This is a genomic window from Variovorax trehalosi (assembly GCF_051216415.1).
Lineage (GTDB): Bacteria > Pseudomonadota > Gammaproteobacteria > Burkholderiales > Burkholderiaceae_C > Variovorax.
This window is the reverse complement of the sequence record NZ_JBPJZG010000015.1, coordinates 42,028-62,779: the sequence shown is the minus strand read 5'-3', so window position 1 is coordinate 62,779 and position 20,752 is coordinate 42,028. Positions and strand designations below refer to the sequence as shown.

Sequence of the window (20,752 nt, the reverse complement as noted above, 5' to 3'; positions counted from 1 at the left end):
CCCACACCGCGTCCTCTTTGCCATGGAGCAGATCGCTCACCTGTTCCACGTCTGCCTCATTGGCTGCGGTAGTCGTCACCGTGTGCACCAGCCCCGAGTCTGCGTCCACGCCGATGTGCGCCTTCATACCGAAGTGCCACTGGTTGCCCTTCTTCGTCTGGTGCATCTCCGGATCTCGCTCGCCACTTTCGTTCTTGGTCGAACTGGGCGCCGCAATGATCGTTGCGTCCACGATGGAGCCGCGCTTCAGGAGCAGCCCCTTCCTGGCCAAGTGGGCGTTGACCTGATTGAAGATGTCTTCGGCCAAGTCGTTGGCCTCCAGCAGGTGGCGGAAGTTCAGGATGGTCGTCTCGTCGGGGATCATTTCCAGACCGAGTCCGGCGAGCGTGCGCAGCGAGGCGATCTCGTACAGGGCTTCCTCCATCGCGGGGTCGCTCAGGGCGAACCAGTTCTGCATCAGGTGCACACGCAGCATCGCTTGCAGCGGGTAGGGACGACGGCCTCGGCCTGCCACTGGATAGTGGGGCTCGATGACTTTGAGCAGCGCCTTCCACGGCACGACCAGTTCCATCTCGGCAAGGAAGACTTCGCGCCTTGTCTTCTTCCTCTTGCCCGCTTGCTCCGCATCCGCAAAACTGATCTGACTCATCGCTCGTGCTCCTTTGCAGGGGTCAATCCTTCATGCAAGAAACGTGCTCTTGATCAGACCTTCCCTAGCGGAACGGACCAATCTGGAAGGCCGCATGAAGTCACTCGGACTCGAAGCTCTTGATCCGTGCTTCGAGTTCAAGCAGCGAGCTTTCAACTTCTGCACTTTCAGCTGCCGTCAACCCTCTTCTTGCTTCCACTATTGCGGCATTCACCTGTTCTAGGGAAAGAACGATGGGAAAAACGGAATCGCTCCACGCCTCATTACCAAGCGCGCTATTGATCCCCTCGATGCGCTGAATAAGAGTATTGAGCCCGACCTCTTTTTGGCGATAGTCGTTAATCAGTTTTCGCAATACTGAAATCTGTCTAACTAAAAAGTCATCCATCACTTTCCTCTCTCATCTGGGTATGACAGTGACCACTTGACCGCGACCACCTGTGACCACAGTAACTCGACCATCGGGGCTTACGTGAACTGTCGTATCCGGCCTGTTGCCCGGCGAAGACGTTCCGTTTTGAATCGCATCCTCGATCACCGAAGGTGGAAGTCCGCGACCCTGCATCCGATCCAAGGCATGCCCCGTGTAGTCCCGGCCATCGATGTTCGTTGGCTCATTTGTACCAGGCTCCACCTCAATCGGACTGCCTCGTTGACCAGTTGGTGTGCTAGGGTCCTTTTCACCGCTGCCATCACCAGAAAACATTCGATCACCAAGCCTCTTGCAGGCATCGATAAATCCGTTCAGCCCTCGCGTCAATCGACGTGCAAGTTCACGCTGTGCATCTCCGGTCGGATTGGGAATCGAGTACGGCCCCCTCGGTCGATCCCACTCCTCGGCTTGCAACCCCTTCGGATCGATGTATTTCAGCGGGTTTGCATTCACATATCCGAATCGATTCCATCCACCATCAAGGCCAATAGGGTCGCCTTGCGTATAGCGTCCAGTGGTAGGGCTGTAGGTCCTGAACCCGTTGTAGAACAACCCCGACTCCTCATCCGCATACTGGCCCGGATACCTCAGATTGAACTTCACCTCCGAGATACCCGTCGTGCCGGGATTGGGCGTCGTCTCCAGGTTCGCAAACCGGTTCTTCGCTACTGTCGGCTTGTCTTCGCCGAACACGCTGTAGCTCCACTGCCAGACCGCTTGCCCGTCCGCGTTCGTGAGCTTGCGCGGCGTGTTCAGGTGATCGCTGTGCACCGCATACGTGGTGCCATTGATCACCGCTGCAATTGGCATCGGACCGCTGGTCGTGGGCAGGTAGATGTACTGCGCCTGGCCCGCACTCTGCGTGCCGCCGCTGCCCGCCTCCGCGATGAGCGTGCCCTGCTCGTCGTAGACATACGCATAACCCAGTTGCTCGGCCTGCGTGGTCGAGGGGCTCCACAGCTTGGTGAAGAACGCGATCAGGCTCTGCATGAAGCCCGGGTCGGCCTCGTCGCCTTGGCTCGGCGGATACACCGGCTCGGTCTTGAAGACACGCTGGCCCAGCGCGTTGTGCGCGTAGCGCGTCGTCGGACTGACGTCGGTGGCACCTGTCGTGGCAGTGCTCAAGCGGCCTTCGGCGTCATAGCCGTAACTTCGCAGGCCATCGCCCACAAGATCGCCATTGGCGTTGTAGCCGTAGACCACATTGGTGGCGGTGCCGCCCGCGGTCTGACTGAAGCCGGCGAGACGATTGCTGCCCGTCGCAACGCTGTAGCCGCGCGCCGTGGTCTGGCCGCTCAGGGTGCGGGTGCTGCTGGTCCGGTTGCCGTTGGCGTCATAGCCGAATCCGGCCGTGTTGCCTGTCGCATCGAAACTCGTGATCCGTCCGACACTGTCGTAGCCCACGCTCCAGGTGACGTTGGCACCGGCGATGGTGTCGTGGGTCGGGTCGGTGTCGGCAGGGCCGTACAGGTACTGGGTGAGACTGCTGATGCGTCCCGCAGCGTCATAGACGTAGCTCCCCGTTTCAGTCGCCGTCAGGCGACCGGCAGTGTCGTAACTGCGGCTGCCTGAAAGCTGCGGACTCGCAAAGGCCCAAGTCCAGGCCGTGGGCTGTCCCAGCGGATTCCAGGCGACGCCAGTCACCAGCGGACTGCCATTCCAGTTCAAGGTCGACAGGCGGCCGGTGGCGTCGTAGATGTAGGCGAGCGTCGCCCCATTGGGATAACCGATGCTCGCCAGCGTGCCGCTGGGGTTGAAGGCGTAGCTGACCTGCTGAATGCTGCCATTGGCAAGGGCCTGCTTCTTGAGCGTGACACGTCCGAAGACATCGCGCGTGTACTCGGTGGTGCCGCTGCGGTCGATGATCTCGGAGAGATAGCCTTTGCTGTTGGCGGCGAGGTCGTAGCGCAGGGTCGTGGTCTTGCCATCGGCGAAGACGAGTGCCGTCGGGCGCCCCAGGGCATCCCGCGTGATCGTGGTGGCTTGCCCGAGTGCATCGACCATCTGGCTGGGCAATCCCAGGCTGTCGTACTGCTGGCTGCGGGCACCGCTATCGGCACTGGCTTCCGACGTCGCGTTGCCCAAAGCATCGCGGTTGTAGTTGGTGGCAACGGCCTTGAAGTCGCTGACCTGGGTGACGGCATCGAGGGCGTTGTAGCCAAGGCTGGCGCTGGCGTTCGCGGCATCGGTGACGGTCTTGACCCGCCTCAGCGCGTCCAGGCTCCAACTCGTGCTCTGGTTCAGCCCGTTGGTCTGCGCGATGCGATCGCCATTAGCGTCGTAGGCAAAGCTCTCGCTCTGGCTTCCCCCCTCCGTCTGGGTGGCGATGCGGTTCAGCTTGTTGACGGTGCGCGCGGTCGTCCATGCCACGGCGCTGGAGCCGTTGAGGATCTGCTCGGTCAGCCGGTTGCCCGCCGCATCCAGGGTGTAGACGCCGCTCTCGCCCCGGTTGTTGCTCCAGCCCGTCAGGCGCTGGGCCGCGTCATAGGTGTAGCTGGTGACCAGGCCCGCAGGCAGCGAGATCGTCGCCAGCGTGCCCGCGGGGTGATAGGTGAAGGTCGTGGTCTGGCCAGGTCCCGTGCCTACGGTGCGCGACAGCAGGCGGTCGAACGCATCCCACACGAAGGTGGTAACCAGACCATTGGGATCCGTCTGGCTCGTGAGGCGGTTGGCGGCATCGTAGGCATAGGCCGTGACATGGCCCAACGCATTGGTTGCGCTCAGCACGTTCCCGCGTGTGTCGTACGCGTAGGTGGTAACAGCCCCATTGGGTGCGGTGTGCGTCTGAACCAGCCCTTCTGGCGTGTAGGTCCGCTGGCTGGTGCGAGCGGCACCCGATGTGCCGCCGGTGTCTGCCACCGTTTCCGTGAGCAGCTTGCCCACCGTGTCGTAGGTGTAGCTCACATCCTTGCCAGCCTGGCTGAGCAGCGTCGGCACCGGCAGCGCGGTATCCCAGGTCGTCGCGATGGCCCGCTGCTCGGGCGTGCCGAAAGCCTCCGTTCGCGTGGCTTCCAGCCCCCGTGTGTTGTAGGTGAAGTTGGTGACGCTGCCGGTCGCGTTGGTCTGGCTCGACAGCAAGCCGCGAGTGTCATAGGTGAACGACGAGTTGCTGGCGGGACAGCCCGGCGCCGGCTCGCCCTGAATCTGCGAGATGCGTTTGACGCCATTGACGATGACGTAGTGGTACGTCGTCGCGCGCCCGACCGAATCGGTCACGGTGGTCGTGCCGTTGGCGTTGTAGGCCACCTGCGTGAGCTCGGCATTGCCCGCGTGCGTGGTGCTGATCGCACGGCCCAAGGTGTCGTAGGCGTAGGTGGCGTAACGCGTACCCGATTCATCGGTCACGCCCGTGAGAAACCGCGGATACGTGGTGTTCTCGTAGTGGTACGTGCGGGTCTTGACATCCGCACCGGCGGTCTTGACGGCAGAGGTGAGCCGGTTCTGCGCGTCGTAGTTGTAGGTAACGCTGAAGTTGGGCGTCGTCAGCGAGAGCGGCTGGAGATGCGCGTCCTCGGTGAAGCTCAGGCTGTTGCCGAAGCCATCCGCCACGGTGACCACGCCAGTGGCACCATAGGTCAACGTATGTGCCCAGCCATACGGGTGGGTCTGCTTGGTCAGGCGACCGCTGGCATTGAACTCGTACTGCGTGTTGTCCGGATCGACGTAGCGCCAGCCTGTGCCGTTTTGGGACAGCGTGCCCAGTTCATCGGGATCGGGCGTGATGGTCGAGCCGCTGCGCGCGAACGGTGATTCCCGACCATTGGCGTGCAGCAGCACGACCTCGCTGGCGGTGACCCGCAGGCGCGTGGCATAGGAATACCGCCAATAGCCGTCCGCACTGTTGAAGACGCGCGCGAACCTGAGCGGGTAGTGCGTGGAAGCGCTGCGGAAGTCTTCTTCCTCCTGCACCTTGATGCCCATCGCGAAGTTGATGGGATTGCCTGCGCACGATTGTGGTCCGTTGCGCTCGGAGCCATCTCCCTTGTTCTTGCGCGGGGCGAGATCGGTCGTGTCGTAGTAGACCGTCATGAAGTCCGAGGCACCGCATCCACCGACGCTGCCGGAGACCGCGAGGTAGTTCGGGCCGGGGCGCAGCGTCACGGGAACGCCACGTCCTTCGAGGAAGGACACGACGGCAGTGAAAGAGCCGGAATAGTTGAAGAAGGCAGACCCGTTCAACGTTGCGGTCACCGTGCCGGCATCGCCTGTCGTCGCATCGCCTCCGCCGGAGCCGTACACCGTGATGTTGGGCGAAGTGACCTTCGCGCCCTTGGCCGGCGAGGTGAAGTTCAAGGAGCACCCGGCCTGCGCCCATCCGGAGGCGCCCAAGAGGGCAAGCGCCGATGCGCCATACAGCGCCAAGCGCTTGATTCGGGCACGCAGGCGGCCGCCGCGCACGGCATCAACGTCGAAAGTCATGTGAATTCCCTCGCCAACTCTTTTGAATTAGATGCATTGCCCGAAGGTGGCAATTGCTGGAATCGAGCGTAACTACATGACGTTAAAAGTCTCTACATGTAATTCAAATCCCCTTCGAATCTTCTCGTGAATGACGGAAAAAAGGTTTAAATACCCGAGGCAAAAGTAACTAAAAGGTGGTCAATATATTTAACACCGGATCCGAGTAATAAATCCGAGACATGCCAGGACGAGACAAAACGGGATTGTTGGATTCCTCCGATCTCTGACGCAACAATATGGGGGATGCGTCGGTGCACTCGATCGCATTCGATGCATTCGAAAAGACGGCGTGATGCCTCTAAGGGATGCCAAGCGGAGACGACGCTTGGCGTTTGCGCCTGAGGTGGCCAGCGCGTGCATATGAGAATTCATTTGCAGCTTTCATGATCGTCTTCGCGTGACGATGAGCTTGGCTTTAGGCACTGCAGGCCTGCCTACGATAACCAAAGGCACGTAAACACCCTATTACCGTCGGTTGGGCTTGCTGCCACCCTCAACTCACGAGAAGCAGGCATTTATGAGGATTGGCTTTTGTGCGCGGGCAAGGCAGCACCAGAGGGTGCTCTGAAGCCTGCACCTTACCCGCGACACTTTGCGTCAATCCAGTCTGCCTCGGCCTTGTTGCGCACCTTCGATGCGGTTAGAGGCAACCCAGTAGTCTGGTCGGGAACGCTTCGGATGGAGATCGGTCGTGGCGACATATCCAGTGATGGCCAGCTCTTCACATACTGCTCCGACAACGGAACCGATTGGGGCGTCACGGCGGCAGGCCATTTCCCATCGGGTCCTAGAGGATAGAAGTCCAGGCGATATGGTGACCCAATCCTCGATTTGAGCACCACTGGGCAGACAGAGGCTAACTTTGTCGACGGATCGACCACGCAGACGGGCCCACCCCGGACCGCACTGTTGAGAATGTTGCAACCTTCCTCTGTAACTACGAGGCGAACCTGCAGATCTGCTAAACCCAACCTGTTGAGGACCAGACCAGAAAGGTCCGTCAGACTCTTGGTAAGCAACAGCGGGACCAAAGCTAGGCCAACAGCAACAACGGCACCTCGCATTGCAGCCTTTCCTGTTCCCGCGCCCGCAATTGCACTGTTGATCGCCATGCATGTTAACAACCACACGGTGCCAACAAAGACCCGCTGCCACCAAGGAACCGAGGGATCGGCACTTAGATAGTAGATAAAGTAGCTGGTGGCACCAAACGAAGCGGACCAAACCATGCTGATATAGGTCCAGTAGAGCGACGTCACAGTCAGCGTCCAGGTGCGCTCCCATCTAGAGCCAGTTTTGGGCGACAAAGTTCGGCGTGTTTGGTGCCAGCAAATGCCAGCGCCGCAAAGTATGGTCAACGCAAGTACTGATGAGATGAAAGCTGCGCTTGATGGAACGATCGACATCAACTTGTAATGATCGAACAGCCACAGCATTAGTAGAAATGCCAGTGTCAGCCAGGCAGGCACCGAGCTCAACAATAAGTACAGCGTCCGCCGCTTTCGATCAGAGCCATCCCCGATAGAAATCTCCAGCAGCGCTGGCAGAACTGTGGCCCCCCCAATGCATCCGATGATCGCAAGTCCGAAGAGGGCGACAGCTGTAAGCAAGGCAATCGAGCCTGTTAAGTCGAGCGATGGAAGCTGGCCTATCGAAATTACGAACAGAAGTACCAGAACCCCACCAACAAGCGGCACAAGAAAACTCGCCGTCTTTATCAGACGAGAAGAATCTTCTCCTGCCAACCACACCGAAGTGCTACTTGCCCGCTTTGCGGAGTGGTGCTTCAACGACTTCTTGGGAATGTGTCTGGGGAGGTTCATGTCAGGGAGTGCGATGTTCAAACATCGTTTTAGCAGCAAATCGCCCTACGCTCGAAACACTTATCACGCGCGTACGCAGGCTAGCTTTGGCGCATGGATGGCGCCAGAGCCTCGCTGAGGAGGAACGATCAACCGTCGATAACGGTAGCGGCGCAAATTCCGCCTTATCGTCAGCTGAGAACGCACCGCAAACGGTAGGAACATGCTGCGCCAAGGTCGGCAGCCCGTCCCTGCAACCGGCAGGTACGCAGCGATTGCCGACATCCGCAGCGCCCGTACGAATGGGTACTATCGCCGCTAGCACCCATTCGCTAGGCCTTCCCGGTCGTCAGTCAGCGGTCCGAATCGGGATTTCGACTCAAAGGCCGCAACTAATCATCGCCAGACTCTGACGCGTATCGATGCTCGATGCCTCGTGGCCATCCCATGTTCATGGTAGAGCGCTCGTAAACCCCTGTCCCGCGACAGAAGCGGAGGTACACACTCCAGCGCTCATCGGAACGAGGAGACGTCATGAAGAAGGTTGCAATATTGATCGCTGTGCTGTGCTTAGGCTGTGGAGCACTTGCGCACTCAGGAGGCACTGACAAGAACGGTTGTCATCGCGACCACAAAAATGGGGGCTCGCACTGCCATTGACGAACCCCTGAGAACTCCAAGCATCTCATAGCAACACTCGTCTTTGTGTTCTGGCTTTGCCAGCCCGAATCCGCTTTGCAGCGAAGACGGTTGATCATCGCGAAGCAGTAATGATCGCTCTCCATCGGTCAGGCGCCCGCATCGAACACCACTGGGAGAATGAGATGGCAAAAACCTATCGACGCCTGAACCTGTTTATGGCTAAGCCCCTAGGCGACGGCCAGATGTTTGCGAATCTACTCGCTGACGCTCCAGTGGACACCTATCCAGTGGCAGATACATTGGGTATCGACGGAGTCATTTGCGTGAGGCGAAGCGCGGAGAAGAGACCTAGCTGGGGTTCTGTGCTCGACGAGGTTGCAGGCCGTGTCATACCGGATCTCGCAAATCGATCGAGTTCTGCGGTGCTGCTGCTTCGAGTGGACGGCGATATTTTCGCCTTTGCCTTTGGCTACGGGCGGCATCTGATCGAGCAGTCGCTGTTCGTTCAAGACTTTGGCCTCCGCACCGCGCTCAACACGCTCGATGACAAATCGCTGCGTAGCGTCGACTTGCATACCCTCGAAGACCAGCCTGTTCAGAAGAAGTCTCAAGCCGCTCGCGACTCGGAGGTAGGCGTCTTCGGCATCGACATCCTACGGGACGTTCTTCGCGCTGTGACGGGCGTCCCCAAGCGCGAAGTTGGCCTTACGCAGATCGCCGGTGGAGACGCGATGTTCTCCTTTGGCACCGAAATGGAAGCCGTGGACTTTCCTGCGCTGGCCCGCCGCATCAAAGGCTACTACGCCAATGACGACTACAAGAAGTCCTTCTCGTGGGTGGACAACGTTCGCAAGGTCAAGGACGACGCCTCGGTCGATGCGTTGAACGCACAGTTGGTTCAAGCTGTCTCCGCGCGGAATGCTGGAATCATGATCACGCTGCCGGAGATCGGCGCATGGGACACGATCCTAGGCTTCAGCTTTACGCGGAACAAGGAAGGTGTGCGTCCCGTCATCCATTCGGCCGATTACATCGACACCATTCCTGATTTGGCGCATTTAAACGTCGAAGGCTTGAAGCGCGACCGGCTTTTCGTCCATGACGTAGATGGGAACATTACCGAACACTCGGTGTATCGCTGCATCTACTTCGAGATCGTCGACGGCGACAAAACGAAGATCATCTTTGATGGCAAGTGGTACGAGGTCGATGCAACATTCATTGGCCGTATTACCGAGACATTGGACTTAGTCCAGACCTCCACGCTTACATTTCCGGCAGTTGAAGTGTGGGAAGACGGAGGCAAATCGAAAATTGAGTCCGAAGGCGACTACAACACTCGAGCGGCGGCGGCGTGTGGATATTTCCTGCTGGACAAGAGGCTCGTTAAGACCGACAGGGCCACATCGTCTATCGAACTCTGCGACCTCATGACTCCTGCCAAGCAATTGGTGCACGTAAAGCATCGCAAGGGCGGATCGGCTGGACTGAGCCATCTCTTTGCTCAGGGCGGTGTGGCTGCTGAAATCATGCTCGGCGACAAGGCGTTCCGCAAGAAGGCGCGAACGGTGCTACGCGGGGTAAATCCGGCCGCACGTGATCTCGTGCCCTTGGGCACCCTCAGGAGCGTTGACTACGAGATTGTTTTCCTGATTCTGGGCGAAGGCAGTGCCACGCTCAAACAGAACCTGCCGTTTTTCAGCAAGGTCAACCTGTCGAAGGCTTTCGAAAACCTCACCCAACGTGGATTCCGGGTCTCGATCGCTGGCGCTCCAACGACACCCCGCTTGATCCCTTGATCGGGAAGCCTGCCCAGGCGGTAACGAAAGCTCGAAAGGCATTGCGTTGCTGTGCTTCACGGCCCTGCGCTATCCATCAACAAGTAAAACTCGGTGACGGAGTGCAGCGATTGCTACCGATGACCGACCGACTGCTCAGCGCAAAGAGCCGCTGTTCAGCGTTCTGGCTGCGAACGTCGGCAACCAGTCTGAAGTAGCCGCCCAGCACGCGCGACATTCCAGGTGTCGGCTTGTGGAGCCATGGCCTGCCCTGTCGAAGCGCCTCCGATACATATCAATTTCGCGCCAACGATGAGGCGACCCGCCTCACCGACGATAACCGCAGGCTTGGTAACACCGTTTTATCGGTGGTTGGTGCAGTCTCACATCTCAACTTGCAATAGCGAAATTCACGAGAACACCCCACTATTGGTTTTTTGGCCAGTCGTACATCTCGACTCGTGATAGCGAAACACCCTCTAACCGTCAGTTGGATGTTCTAGAACTCATCTTGAAAAGCGTCATGGCAACTAGGAATTGCAGCTGCTGTGGCCTGCCTCGCTGTCTTTCCTAAGGGAGAACCTTGTGCGCCTTCAGCCATCCGACCTTAGCATCGGGATTCTGTGTATGGGCATGAAACGCCCTGCGCACATCGGGTATCTGATACCAGACACGGATGATGCTGGCTATCGTGGGCTTGGTAGCCATGTGCACAGCAATTGCATCTTCGATGAAGCCTGCCTTCCATTCGGAAAGAGCCGTGGCTTGAGTTGCTGACGGCGTGAGAGATGCGGCAGTGACTTCTGCTTGTTTGATCTGGTTGTATAGGTTGGCCATATAGGTCCATTGGGACGTGAACCGCGCATACAGCGCCGCATACACGGCTCCGAACACAACCAAACCCTCCGGCTCTCGAATGGTTTTTAAGGCGTTAAGCCAGATGCAGCGAAGAAAATCGCAGACCGTTGCCGGAGTCGACTGCGTGCTACGGACGGCAGCAATAGCCAAAATGATAAATACACCAACCCAAAGAGTTCGATAGACAACAACGTCGCCGCCGTTTGGACGCCCGCTAGTTAGGATCCACTCTCCGGAAAGAAACGAGATTGCTTTTTCCCCGAACACCATATCTTCCTTCCCTTCCAAGATTTAGTGGGCCAAATGTAGCCGCATCCGGGGGTCTCCGACGTCCAGTTCGAACTCTCGCTCGAAATGCTTAACAGCATCGATCAGAAGCAGCAGCCTCTCTTCATTTTCGTAGAGGTCACCCTGGTTGAAACTATCGGTGGCCATCTCGTCGAGGCATAGGTGATAAGCACATCGGAGTGTGACAGTGCTTTGCATCCGATCCTGGAAGAATCGTCTCATACGAAAAGACCTGCCCAACGCTCGTAGTGTTGGCGCATCGCCTCAGCATCTGGACGAAGAGATAGTTGCTCTGGTAGCCGGAGCGCTTGCTTGTGATACCCGCCATAGGTAGAGCGCGCTTGCTCGGCGATCTCGACCACCCAATTGACTGGACTCACCCGCAACAGTCCAAGGTCAAACAATGTATGAATGTCGGCACGCAAAAGCAATCCGTTGGTCACATGATTGGTGTGATCGCCTCGATACGGTTTGATATGTGCACCTTCCAAGATTTCTCGGATGGAGCAGCCTGTCACCGCGCATCGCTTGTCGTAGGCCGCCAGCAGGTCTCCGCGGAACTTCGGCTGTCCCTGCCGCTGGGCAATACTCATTACGACCCTCTTGCGGCCATCTTCGTCATTTCCGGCGTCAAACGCCTTGGCAGCTTGCAGTTCCTTCTGGACCTGCAGCATCTCGGGCCGCTCACTTACTCTATAGGGGCGCATGACACCTTCGTCGTCTGCGGCGAGCTCCCAGACGCCGTGAACCACCGGGTCAGGGTCATAAAGTTCATAGAAGACCTGGCCACGCTCGTCGCGGCGAAACAGGGCATCGACCGGGCTCCACCCATCTGTGCGTCGTGCAAACCTGTTCTGGGTCCATGCGCTCCGGCCGTACTCGTTCACGGAAAGCAAACGCAGATCAGGACCGACGTTTGTAGTCTTGTAGTCGGGCACCCGTTCCGCGATATACCTTCCTATCTGTTCGGGAGTGGCTCGACCGCCGTGGTGCCGAACGGCTTCTAGCGTCCACCGCCAAGTTTGTTTGCCATACTGAAATTGACGCTTCTTCTCCCGCATGAGAACAAACGACGTGGGACGACTGCCATACGACCGAATGTAATGAAACGGTCCCGCGTAGCGAAATCCAGCACTCTCGTGTTCGTATTTTTTTGTGCGGTGAAAAACAAGTAACTCGAGACCGTTCGTCGCTTGATCCTCGAGTAAATGATCCGTCCGCCCTTCTGTCTGACCCTGCATCAGCAACACATCGCCGTCGAGGTGATCCTTGTATTGAACTCGATCTGGAGTCTTTTCCTCCGTCACAAACAGCCAGACAGACTGGGTTCCCTTAGGATGAAAGATGCCGTTGTTCAGATTCGCATCTGTGATTCTGAAAATCTCGCGAAGCTTATCGCGGGTGTATACGCTCCCTGCACCAAGTTGACTCGACGTGCGTATCGCCATATATCTCCTCCATCCTTATGGTGAAGAGATGCTAACCCCAACGTAGTCGCTCCGCGATTCCTGACGGCAATCAGGCATGGCGCATTGCACCCTCACCCTTGCTATTGTCGATGGTTCATTAGCCTCGAGCGTCCGTTGCCAGCGATTGGTTTGACCTCGGCTTCTATTCACGATATGCAGGCGTTTACGAGGGCCAGATTTTGCACATATGTGGGACAGACTGCACGCGGTTGATGAGCGTTGAATCAGTTGGCGAAGCCGGAACACGCTATTGCCCTGGGTTAGCCGCGCGCGCTGCCCCTGGTTATTGGCGGTCGGCTTAACTTTGTCGATCGCCTCTTCATGCGCCCACTAGCTCATTTCCAAGACTCGGGCAATGATGTTGAGAAGTACGATACGGTCCCGCGGCAACCCAAAGGCATTCGTGTTCGACATCACTTCCGACGACATCAGTCAACTGAACGACATCGATCTGCGAGAACTGGTCGGTCGCCTCTGCGAAGCTGAACTAATAGATCATCGACTGTCGCCTGCGGCGGTGACATGGGGAGGCAACCAGACGGCGGCTGACGGCGGTTTGGACGTGCGCGTGATGCTGCCGCCAGGTGCGCAAGTCGAAGGTTTCATCCCCCGCCGCTCAACCGGCTTTCAAGTCAAGTTGCCGGACATGCCGAGAGGCGCGATCCTTGCCGAGATGCGACCCACAGGCGCGGTGCGTCCTGTAATCCAGGAACTCGCGGGTGAGGCCGGCGCCTACATCGTCGTGAGCTCCAAAGGCTCGACCGCAGACAGCGCCCTTCGCAGTCGCCGGGGTGCCATGCGCGACGCCCTCGAAGGACTAGCCGACGCCGATCAACTCCACACCGACTTCTACGACCGCACGCGTCTGGCGACCTGGGTGCGACGCTACCCGGGGCTCGTCACTTGGGTCAAGGCAAGAGCGGGCAGGGCTCTTGTTGGTTGGCGCCCTTATGGTCCGTGGAGTGGTGCAGCCGAGGGGGTCGATGCCGAGTACCTGCTCGATGACAAACTGCGCCTGCACCTCGGCAAGCACCGTGACGCTCCCGCGCAATCCGTGGCGCACGTTTTCGACGAGCTTCGCGACGAACTGGCCCAACCGGGAAAAATCGTTCGCTTGGTCGGCCTTTCGGGAGTTGGTAAGACTCGTCTCGTTCAGGCTCTGTTTGACGCTCGGATCGGGTCACGCCCGCTGCCACCATCCCTAGCCGTTTACACGAACTTATCGGACAACCCCGACCCTCAGCCGACTGGCCTAGCCTCCGACCTGCTCGCAAATCGCACGCGTGCAATCTTGATCATCGACAACTGCCCTCCGGACCTGCATCGCAGGCTCACGGAACTGTGTAGCGCGCAAACCAGCACTGTCAGTGTCCTCACCGTCGAGTACGATGTGCGCGACGACCAACCCGAGGGAACTCAGGTCGTCACTCTCGAATCGTCATCGTCCGAACTGATCGAGATGCTGATCCGGCGTCGATACCCACATCTTTCCCCGGTAGACGCGCGTACGATTGCGGAGGCATCCGGCGGCAACGCCCGAATCGCCGTCGCCCTCGCTGAAACCGTGGAACGTTCAGACACGGTGGCTGGCCTGTCGAATGACGAGCTTTTCCAGCGGCTTTTCCGGCAGCGGCACGACCCAGACAACGCCCTGCTCAGGGCGGCCCAGGTGTGTGCGCTCGTGTACTCATTTCAAGGCGAAGCACTCGAAAGAGACCAAGCTGAGCTCACGCACCTCGCGGCGCTTGCAGGCCAAGCTGTTACGGAGACCTATCGTCATGTGGGCGAACTGCTACGACGCGATCTGGTGCAACCACGTGGCATCTGGCGTGCTGTGCTGCCGCACGCCATTGCCAACCGGCTCGCTGCCCGAGCGCTGGAGGACACGCCCTACGAACTCATCAATCAGCAGCTGGTCGCAGGCGGAACGGATCGCCTGGCGCGATCCTTCTCTCGCCGCCTTTCGTTTCTGCACGATCATTCCGTGGCGGCCTCCATCTCAGCCCGTTGGCTCTCACCGGGCGGTCTTCTTGGAGACGTAGCGGCTCTCAACGATCTGGGCCGCGCGATGTTTGAGAATATCGCGCCTGTGGCCCCAGAAGCAGCGCTGACGGCCCTCGAGCGTGTGAACAATGATCAGCCTGACGTGGCCACCGCCGCGTGGCGTCAGCACCTGTCCTTGCTGCGCTCTCTCGCTTACGACCCACTCTTGTTTGAAAGGAGCGCCCACGTTCTAGCGCGAGCCTCGACGCAGGACACAAAAAACGAGGATGCCAAAAAGGCGTCAAACACGTTCCTATCCTTGTTCACGATCTACCTTTCCGGAACACATGCCAGCATCGAGCAGCGCCTCAACGTTATCGAGCAGCTTCTCAGTTCTGGCGAACCCAAGGCACGGGCGCTGGGATTAGCCGCTCTTAGCAAAGTGCTGATGTCGGGGCACTTTAGTTCCGCTCATAAATTCTCTTTCGGGGCTAGGTCAAGAGACTACGGTTATCGACCCAGTAGCGACGATGAGATCAGGAAATGGTATGGCTCCGCCGTCGCCTTCATCGAGCGTTTATCGATGGTGAGGAGCGAGTTGGTACCGGATTTGCGTGACCTGCTGGCGAAGAACTTTCGCAGGCTGTGGATTTTGGTCAACAAGCAAAACGAATTCGAGGAGCTGTTCCTCAGATTTGCAGCCAATGGATTCTGGCGTGAAGGTTGGATGGCGTGCCTGCGAACAATGAAATTGGATCGAGATCGACTGACCTCGGTGGCCGCTTCGCGCCTAGCAAGTCTCGAAGCGCAGCTAAGGCCTTCAACCCTTCCGGAGCGGGTGCGGGCTCTGGTCTTGGGTACCCCGTCCGACTTCTGGCTTGACCTGGACAGCACGGACGGTGATGGCGATCCAATGAGCGCAATCAAACGCTCCGAGGCAATGGCCCGTGAGCTCGGTACAGCGGTGGCCGTTGATGGCGTGGTGCTCGCGGAACTGCTGCCCGCCCTACTCAGCGGCGGATACGGCACGTGGGCGTTCGGCCGAGGGCTTGCAGATGCCTCGGCAGATGCCCGGCTTACGTGGGAAACGCTTGTGAGGGGACTTGAGCTGATCGCGTCGGAGCAGCGAGACATACAAGTACTGAGAGGCTTCCTGGCCCAACTTTGGGAGCAGGATCAGGCACTTGCGCAACACTTTCTTGATACGGCGCTCCATCAACCTTGCTTGCTGGACTTCCTTCCCCTGTTGCATTCAGCTGTGCAACTCGATGAGCGTGGAAGCGAGCGCCTCGAGCGAGCTCTGCGTGAACTGCAAGCGCCGGTGTGGACGTACAGGCATTTGGCGAGCGGGCGGACTACGGAGCACGTCGCAGGGACAGTTCTGCGAGCGCTTCTCTTGTGCATTGCCAACCAACCCGAAGGCTTTGACGTGGCGCTGGAGATCCTCTACATGCGACTACATCTGGATGATTCGGCGCAGCGGGCTCACGAACCGGAACTCCTCGAAGCCGGTCGAGAGCTCCTTCAGCGGGTCACATTTAAGGGAAGAGGCCAGAACGAGGACCACCGGTTGGCTGGGATCGTGAAGGCATGCGTTACTGGCCCAGACGCCGACCGAGTTGCAGCAGAAATTGCGGTTAGGCTACGGCGCGCGGTTGCGGCCTACGAGACCAGTTCATTTGACAATGAGGATCTTCTCAAAGTGCTGCTAGAGCTGCAGCCTACGCCCGTCCTTGATGCCTTGTTCGATGACGACGAGGAAAATCAACTCACGGGTATTAGCGTTTTTGAACGCCTGGACTCCCTTGAGGGTAGCCCGGCGGATGCGATCTCCTCTGACGCGCTCATCGCTTGGTGTGAGCGAGATCGCGAGCGTCACTACCTCCTTGCAGCCTCGATCATCACGTTCGCACATCGTCCAGAAGCGAACGCTCCCCTGGGCTGGTCCGAGCAAGCTAGGGCACTTCTCGCCAGGGCACCTGAGCCGGCAAGTGTGCTGGCGCGGCTTATCGAACGATTCAGTCCGATGAGTTGGAGCGGCTCGCGCGCCGCACTGATGGAGGCGAACGCGGAATTGCTGAACCACCTAGAGCCGAATATTGCATCCCGTCTTGAGCGTTTCGTGGCCCAAGCGAAGGCTCAAATTGCCCGGGAAGTCGCGAGGGAACGGCTGTCCGAAACCGAATATGACCGGGCGCGCGATGAGCGCTTCGAATAATGATGGGACTGACGTAGACACAGCCAAGATCTGAATCCAAGTGAGGGGCCGACCGGCGTTCTCACCGACGAGAACCACAGTCATGTCAATACCCCCTTATATGCCACTGAGGACGCACCGCAAACGGTAGGAACATGCTGCACACAGGTCGGTAGCTCATGCCCGTAAGCGGCAGGAATGCAGCGTGAGGAGTAGCTCGGCTGCAGGGGTCCCACGCTCAGTACTCGCCAAGAAGCCGGCGTTCGGTCTGATGGTCACCGTTGGGGTCGCGCGTCAGCAGCTCTACAAGGTAAAGCTGACCCCGGAGATTGTGACTCGCCGCTCAACTGCTCGATGGCGATCAACGTTGACATCGTTGGTCGCCGCTGCGTGCCCTCTGCACACAGTCGGACAAGCATCAAATGCTGCAGCGTCACTTGGACAAAAAGCTTTGAGGGCTGCTCACCTCATCTCGCCGCAGCCCGCGCGCCACTGGCATCCGCTGGGCGCTCACCGGCAAGCCGATACCAAGCGGAGGCTGGAACTGGCATTCGAAAGTGTCTGCATGCAACGAAGTCGAGTGCCCAGAGTCCGACCTGGCGCGTCGGCGACGACTCGACCCAATCGAACTCCGGTCGCTCGAGGAATTGCTTCATGCGCATCCTCATGTCCGCTGTGGACGGAAGGAGCGCGTAGGGAGCCTCGGCCTCTCCCTGGTCTAGCGATCCGCCAAAATACCACGAGCCTGGCCACTCTTCAGTCGGATGCCAGAGCTGGGCACAGACCTTGGCGTATGGTCCCGTGGCGCCCTGTGCAAGGGCCGCGTAGTGATCATCCAACTCGAAAATGACACACCACGCGGCGATCGTAGCCAAGGACCAGGATGTTCCCATCAGCTTCTCAATCAGCGTGGACTCCTTGGGATTGACTTCAAGCTCCACCAGATCCTCGAGCGAATCTGTCGACACAGGAAACTTCGATTTGGTCTTGAAGCAGTAGTCCAGCCTCTTCGCAATCTCGGCGACCCAGCTCTTAGCCACGTCATGTCTTCCAGCAAGCACCAGGAACATCAATGCCAAGGTGACGTCAATGATGTGCTCGTCGAGACGCGGCGATGCACTCGCTTCATGATTTTTAATCAGCGCGCACAGACCATCTGCAACCGCCACGACATTGCCCTGGATGGTCTCGCTAGCGTCTGCGTCATTGGCCGACTCCATCCAGCAGGCGAGACCGATCGCCGAGATCAAGCCGATGTGCTCGAAGAGCACGACGGCGAACGCTGCGCCTTCGCTGCCGTAACCTGCCATGCCATCTCGCACCTCTAGATGCGGTCGAATAACATCAAAGTACCTCGCCGTCGCCTCCATGTACGAGTGCCACATTCCCGCGATGGCCGCGTGAAGCTTGGGCTGCTCCTCCGGATCCATCAGTTGAAGCCTGTGCCAGGCCCAAAGCAAAGTGCGCTCGCCGATCCAAAGCGCTTGCCGGGAATTACCCTCGGCTTGGGCCCACCTCGTACAGATCTGCGCCGCAAGGTGAACTCGCCGAAAGGCCTTTTGCAGGGCCTTCGTGTCCAAGCTCGGCATCTGTAGCTTTCCGTCTGCTGTCAAGCCCAATTGGCTCATCAGCATGCGATTCATATCCCGGAAGTCATACTCTGAGTCGCTGGCCAGTGCGAGAGATCTTCGAAGATCCGCTCGGTCGCTTGGAGCAAATAAGTTTTCGTCCAGCATGAACCGCTCGACCAGATCGGACACGCGATCCGCGCCCCAAAAATCAAAGGCCGCTCGTGCCGAGTTCTGCTCCTTGAATCCCGTCCAGTTCGTTTCAACGTCTTGTTTGAGATCTCCCGTCGTGGCTAGAACGATCGTCTTCCGCAACCCTGCATGTTCAGGCGCTACGAGTTTCGTCAGGTAGACGTCCAAGACTTCATTGAGGCTCGGTCGGACCGAGGTCGGCTCGCCGTTATCCCAGGCACGGCGTCCAAGATCTCCCTGTTTGATGACCAGCAGGAGCAGTTCTTCTACGCCATCCGCAGGTGATTTCCCGACAGCAGCTAGGTCGACGCCGAATTGCCTCACACCGGTCTGTGGCTTCGCCAGCGGCACATAGCCCATGGCCAACAGCAGGTCAGGAAGCAAACGGTCGAACTCGTCACGCTCGCGCAGCGTTCGCAGAAACTGCGAAATTATCAGCCTCATGAGTCGTCTCGCTTCGCAAGCCTGAATCCAAGATGGCGGATTGAATTTCCGATCGGATCAAAGGCTTCGCGCCGCGGCAGCTCGATCGAGTGAGACATTGATGAGAGCTTCATCGAGGGACCATAGTTCGCATCGCGGTAGCTGAATGTGCCTCGTCCAGCCTTGATGGTGATCCGTGTCGCGACCTGCCTCCAAATAGAGGTCTGGCTGGCCTCTTCAAATGATTCGTTCATCTGCTTCGCTCGGGCTCGAGCGAAAAGCCTGCGCAACCGGGTTGACGGTCGAAGCTCGTTGAGCATTGGCAGCGAACTCTGTGCATTGACGACTTGGTCGATCGTCTCTGCAACCATCAGCAAGAAGTCCCTCTGGCTACCCGTGGATGCAGTCTCCGCAGCCTTGCGGCATGCAGCCGATGTGCTTCCGGGGTAGTCATACCCAATCTCGTCCATGAGCAACGCGTGAAGGACTGGATAGATGCGCTTCTCCGGCTCGTTCGACAGAAGCATCGACAAGGCCAGCGAAGTCAGTTGCGCCCTGTCGTGCACGTAGCCGAGCATTCGTCTCGCAAGAAACAGGAGATCCTCCGTTGCAAGCCCATCCAGGCGTCTCCTATCCAGACTCAACTCGGTGCGCGAATGGTGACTGAGTTGGGTAAGGAATCCAGCCAATGCCGCGGGATGCTCCTGCTCACCACTGAGCAGCCAGTCCGTTACCAGAGACGCCCAGCTAGCCTCGAGTGGGAACAGCTTGCGCATGGTGTCGTCAAAGAGACTCGCCGTCTCAGAATCAATGGCCACCCTGCGGCCATTTTTGGCGACCCATTGCTCTAGTGCCGACGTGACCATGGGCACGTTGGCCGGGTCCGAAAGCAGCCTAGCCATAGCATGATCCAGGTCGCGGACAGCACCCTTGAACTCGGGTTTCAGCGACGTCATTAGTCCGAGCCAACGCGGCGTGATGCCACGCTCGCTGAGCTCCTTTGCCTTGAAGAAAAGAGCCGTTGCCGCTGCGCAGAGCACATCCTGATCGCCGCCCTGGGCTAGACGTTCCAGGATGGAATCAAATGCGGCCATGATGTGCATAGCGCCTACAGCTGCGCGAATCGCCTGCAATCGCATTTCGCCCTGTTCGTGCTCGATGAGCGCGAGGACTTCCTGTATGACCAAGTCGATCGAAGTTGATGGCGCATGCTCGTCGAGGAGCAGGCGACCAAGCGCCCAAACGCCCACTCGTGCCCTCAAAGGAGTTTCCGACCGCACATCCCCCGTTGCGACCTCAATGGCTGCTGCATAGTCAGTCTTGGCGAGGGCGACAACCGCATTCCCTAACAAGCTCGCGGTAGCTTCGGACAAGCTCTCCTGCACCCTGGCATGAAGTTCTAGAGCTGTACCTACGTGCGTCTCCAGCCAGGATTCAAGGGCGCCATGAATCACTCCACCCGCCATGTCATTCTTCGTGGGTTCGTACTTGGCTACGAACAGATCGATGATCGATGACGCTTTTACTTCTTGCAGGTGGGACAAGGCGGCTTCGACAAGGTGGAGAACGTCGAAAACGTCTGAGCCGTTACGTATGCGTTGGCCTGCAATGGCGAGAACGTCCGTACTGACCGACGCCAGTGCGAGGAGTCGCCCAGATGCTTGGTCGTTGTGACCTATCTCGTTGCGCCACAGCTCGTAGGCACGCTCAAATAGCAAGTTCGTGTCAATGCCCGAGGGGGATTGAAGGCCCTCAAACGTTGCCTTTGCAACGATGACGTTGCGCGCCTCGAGCGAGTTGAACTGGACTGCCACGCCATCTAGCAATTGACAGCCGTCCGGCATTTCAGCTGCGGTCAGGACCATGCCGGCGGGCACGTCGATGCGCAGGCCGGTTCCATCTTCCCGATGGAGACGAAGCGCAAGCTCAGCGACCAGTGGCCCAGCGGGCCCTCCTACATCGACACCTTCGCTCATTGCATCCTCCCTGCCAGGACTGAAAGCCCTTTG

The 20,752-nt window shown here is 58.6% G+C and carries 11 protein-coding genes; 3 read left to right on the top strand and 8 right to left on the bottom strand.

The features are described from left to right. From ACSFA7_RS33255 to ACSFA7_RS33240, 4 genes are all read right to left on the bottom strand, one after another. Positions 1-649 (bottom strand): IS5 family transposase (locus ACSFA7_RS33255; protein WP_435503309.1); only part of this gene is annotated, 649 nt, incomplete at its 3' end. A gap of 100 nt (positions 650-749) precedes the next feature. Then, a complete protein-coding gene (locus ACSFA7_RS33250) occupies positions 750-1,037 on the bottom strand; it encodes a hypothetical protein (protein ID WP_435503308.1) in 288 nt (95 codons plus the stop codon). A 12-nt stretch (positions 1,038-1,049) separates the two neighbouring features. Then, on the bottom strand, positions 1,050-5,501 hold the full coding sequence (locus tag ACSFA7_RS33245) for an RHS repeat-associated core domain-containing protein (RefSeq protein ID WP_435503307.1): 4,452 nt from the start codon (positions 5,499-5,501) through the stop codon (positions 1,050-1,052). 620 nt (positions 5,502-6,121) lie between these two features. Beyond that, positions 6,122-7,366, bottom strand: coding sequence for a hypothetical protein (locus ACSFA7_RS33240; protein ID WP_435503306.1), 1,245 nt, complete (start codon positions 7,364-7,366; stop codon positions 6,122-6,124). A 513-nt stretch (positions 7,367-7,879) separates the two neighbouring features. On the opposite strand from ACSFA7_RS33240, the gene ACSFA7_RS33235 reads away from it, so the two are divergent. Both ACSFA7_RS33235 and ACSFA7_RS33230 read left to right on the top strand, forming a co-directional pair. Then, positions 7,880-8,005 carry a YHYH domain-containing protein gene (locus ACSFA7_RS33235; protein ID WP_435503305.1) on the top strand — a complete coding sequence of 42 codons (126 nt, stop codon included), beginning with the start codon at positions 7,880-7,882 and terminating at the stop codon, positions 8,003-8,005. Between the two features lie 164 nt (positions 8,006-8,169). Next, the gene (locus ACSFA7_RS33230) at positions 8,170-9,786 is read left to right on the top strand and encodes a TIGR04141 family sporadically distributed protein (protein WP_435503304.1); all 1,617 of its coding nucleotides are present in this window, start codon (positions 8,170-8,172) and stop codon (positions 9,784-9,786) included. Between the two features lie 549 nt (positions 9,787-10,335). Here ACSFA7_RS33230 and ACSFA7_RS33225 read toward each other — a convergent pair. Together ACSFA7_RS33225 and ACSFA7_RS33220 are read right to left on the bottom strand one after the other, a co-directional pair. Continuing rightward, on the bottom strand, positions 10,336-10,893 hold the full coding sequence (locus tag ACSFA7_RS33225; RefSeq protein ID WP_435503303.1) for a hypothetical protein: 558 nt from the start codon (positions 10,891-10,893) through the stop codon (positions 10,336-10,338). A gap of 236 nt (positions 10,894-11,129) precedes the next feature. Then, the gene (locus ACSFA7_RS33220; protein WP_435503302.1) at positions 11,130-12,359 is read right to left on the bottom strand and encodes an HNH endonuclease; all 1,230 of its coding nucleotides are present in this window, start codon (positions 12,357-12,359) and stop codon (positions 11,130-11,132) included. A gap of 424 nt (positions 12,360-12,783) precedes the next feature. On the opposite strand from ACSFA7_RS33220, the gene ACSFA7_RS33215 reads away from it, so the two are divergent. Beyond that, positions 12,784-16,581, top strand: coding sequence for a hypothetical protein (locus ACSFA7_RS33215; RefSeq protein ID WP_435503301.1), 3,798 nt, complete (start codon positions 12,784-12,786; stop codon positions 16,579-16,581). Positions 16,582-17,027: 446 nt separating this feature from the next. On the opposite strand, the gene ACSFA7_RS33210 is transcribed toward ACSFA7_RS33215, so the two are convergent. Together ACSFA7_RS33210 and ACSFA7_RS33205 are read right to left on the bottom strand one after the other, a co-directional pair. Next, positions 17,028-18,764 carry a hypothetical protein gene (locus ACSFA7_RS33210; RefSeq protein ID WP_435503300.1) on the bottom strand — a complete coding sequence of 579 codons (1,737 nt, stop codon included), beginning with the start codon at positions 18,762-18,764 and terminating at the stop codon, positions 17,028-17,030. Further along, the gene (locus ACSFA7_RS33205; protein WP_435503299.1) at positions 18,761-20,719 is read right to left on the bottom strand and encodes a hypothetical protein; all 1,959 of its coding nucleotides are present in this window, start codon (positions 20,717-20,719) and stop codon (positions 18,761-18,763) included. Before ACSFA7_RS33205 ends, ACSFA7_RS33210 begins: the two co-directional genes overlap by 4 nt. Positions 20,720-20,752: the final 33 nt, after the last annotated feature.

What these genes read in the sequence shown, in the direction of transcription:
- ACSFA7_RS33205 (WP_435503299.1), bottom strand. Translation starts at nt 20,719, where the DNA reads ATGAGCGAAGGTGTCGATGTAGGAGGGCCCGCTGGGCCACTGGTCGCT.
- ACSFA7_RS33210 (WP_435503300.1), bottom strand. Translation starts at nt 18,764, where the DNA reads ATGAGGCTGATAATTTCGCAGTTTCTGCGAACGCTGCGCGAGCGTGAC.
- ACSFA7_RS33240 (WP_435503306.1), bottom strand. Translation starts at nt 7,366, where the DNA reads ATGAACCTCCCCAGACACATTCCCAAGAAGTCGTTGAAGCACCACTCC.
- ACSFA7_RS33250 (WP_435503308.1), bottom strand. Translation starts at nt 1,037, where the DNA reads ATGGATGACTTTTTAGTTAGACAGATTTCAGTATTGCGAAAACTGATT.
- ACSFA7_RS33220 (WP_435503302.1), bottom strand. Translation starts at nt 12,359, where the DNA reads ATGGCGATACGCACGTCGAGTCAACTTGGTGCAGGGAGCGTATACACC.
- ACSFA7_RS33245 (WP_435503307.1), bottom strand. Translation starts at nt 5,501, where the DNA reads ATGACTTTCGACGTTGATGCCGTGCGCGGCGGCCGCCTGCGTGCCCGA.
- ACSFA7_RS33235 (WP_435503305.1), top strand. Translation starts at nt 7,880, where the DNA reads ATGAAGAAGGTTGCAATATTGATCGCTGTGCTGTGCTTAGGCTGTGGA.
- ACSFA7_RS33230 (WP_435503304.1), top strand. Translation starts at nt 8,170, where the DNA reads ATGGCAAAAACCTATCGACGCCTGAACCTGTTTATGGCTAAGCCCCTA.
- ACSFA7_RS33225 (WP_435503303.1), bottom strand. Translation starts at nt 10,893, where the DNA reads ATGGTGTTCGGGGAAAAAGCAATCTCGTTTCTTTCCGGAGAGTGGATC.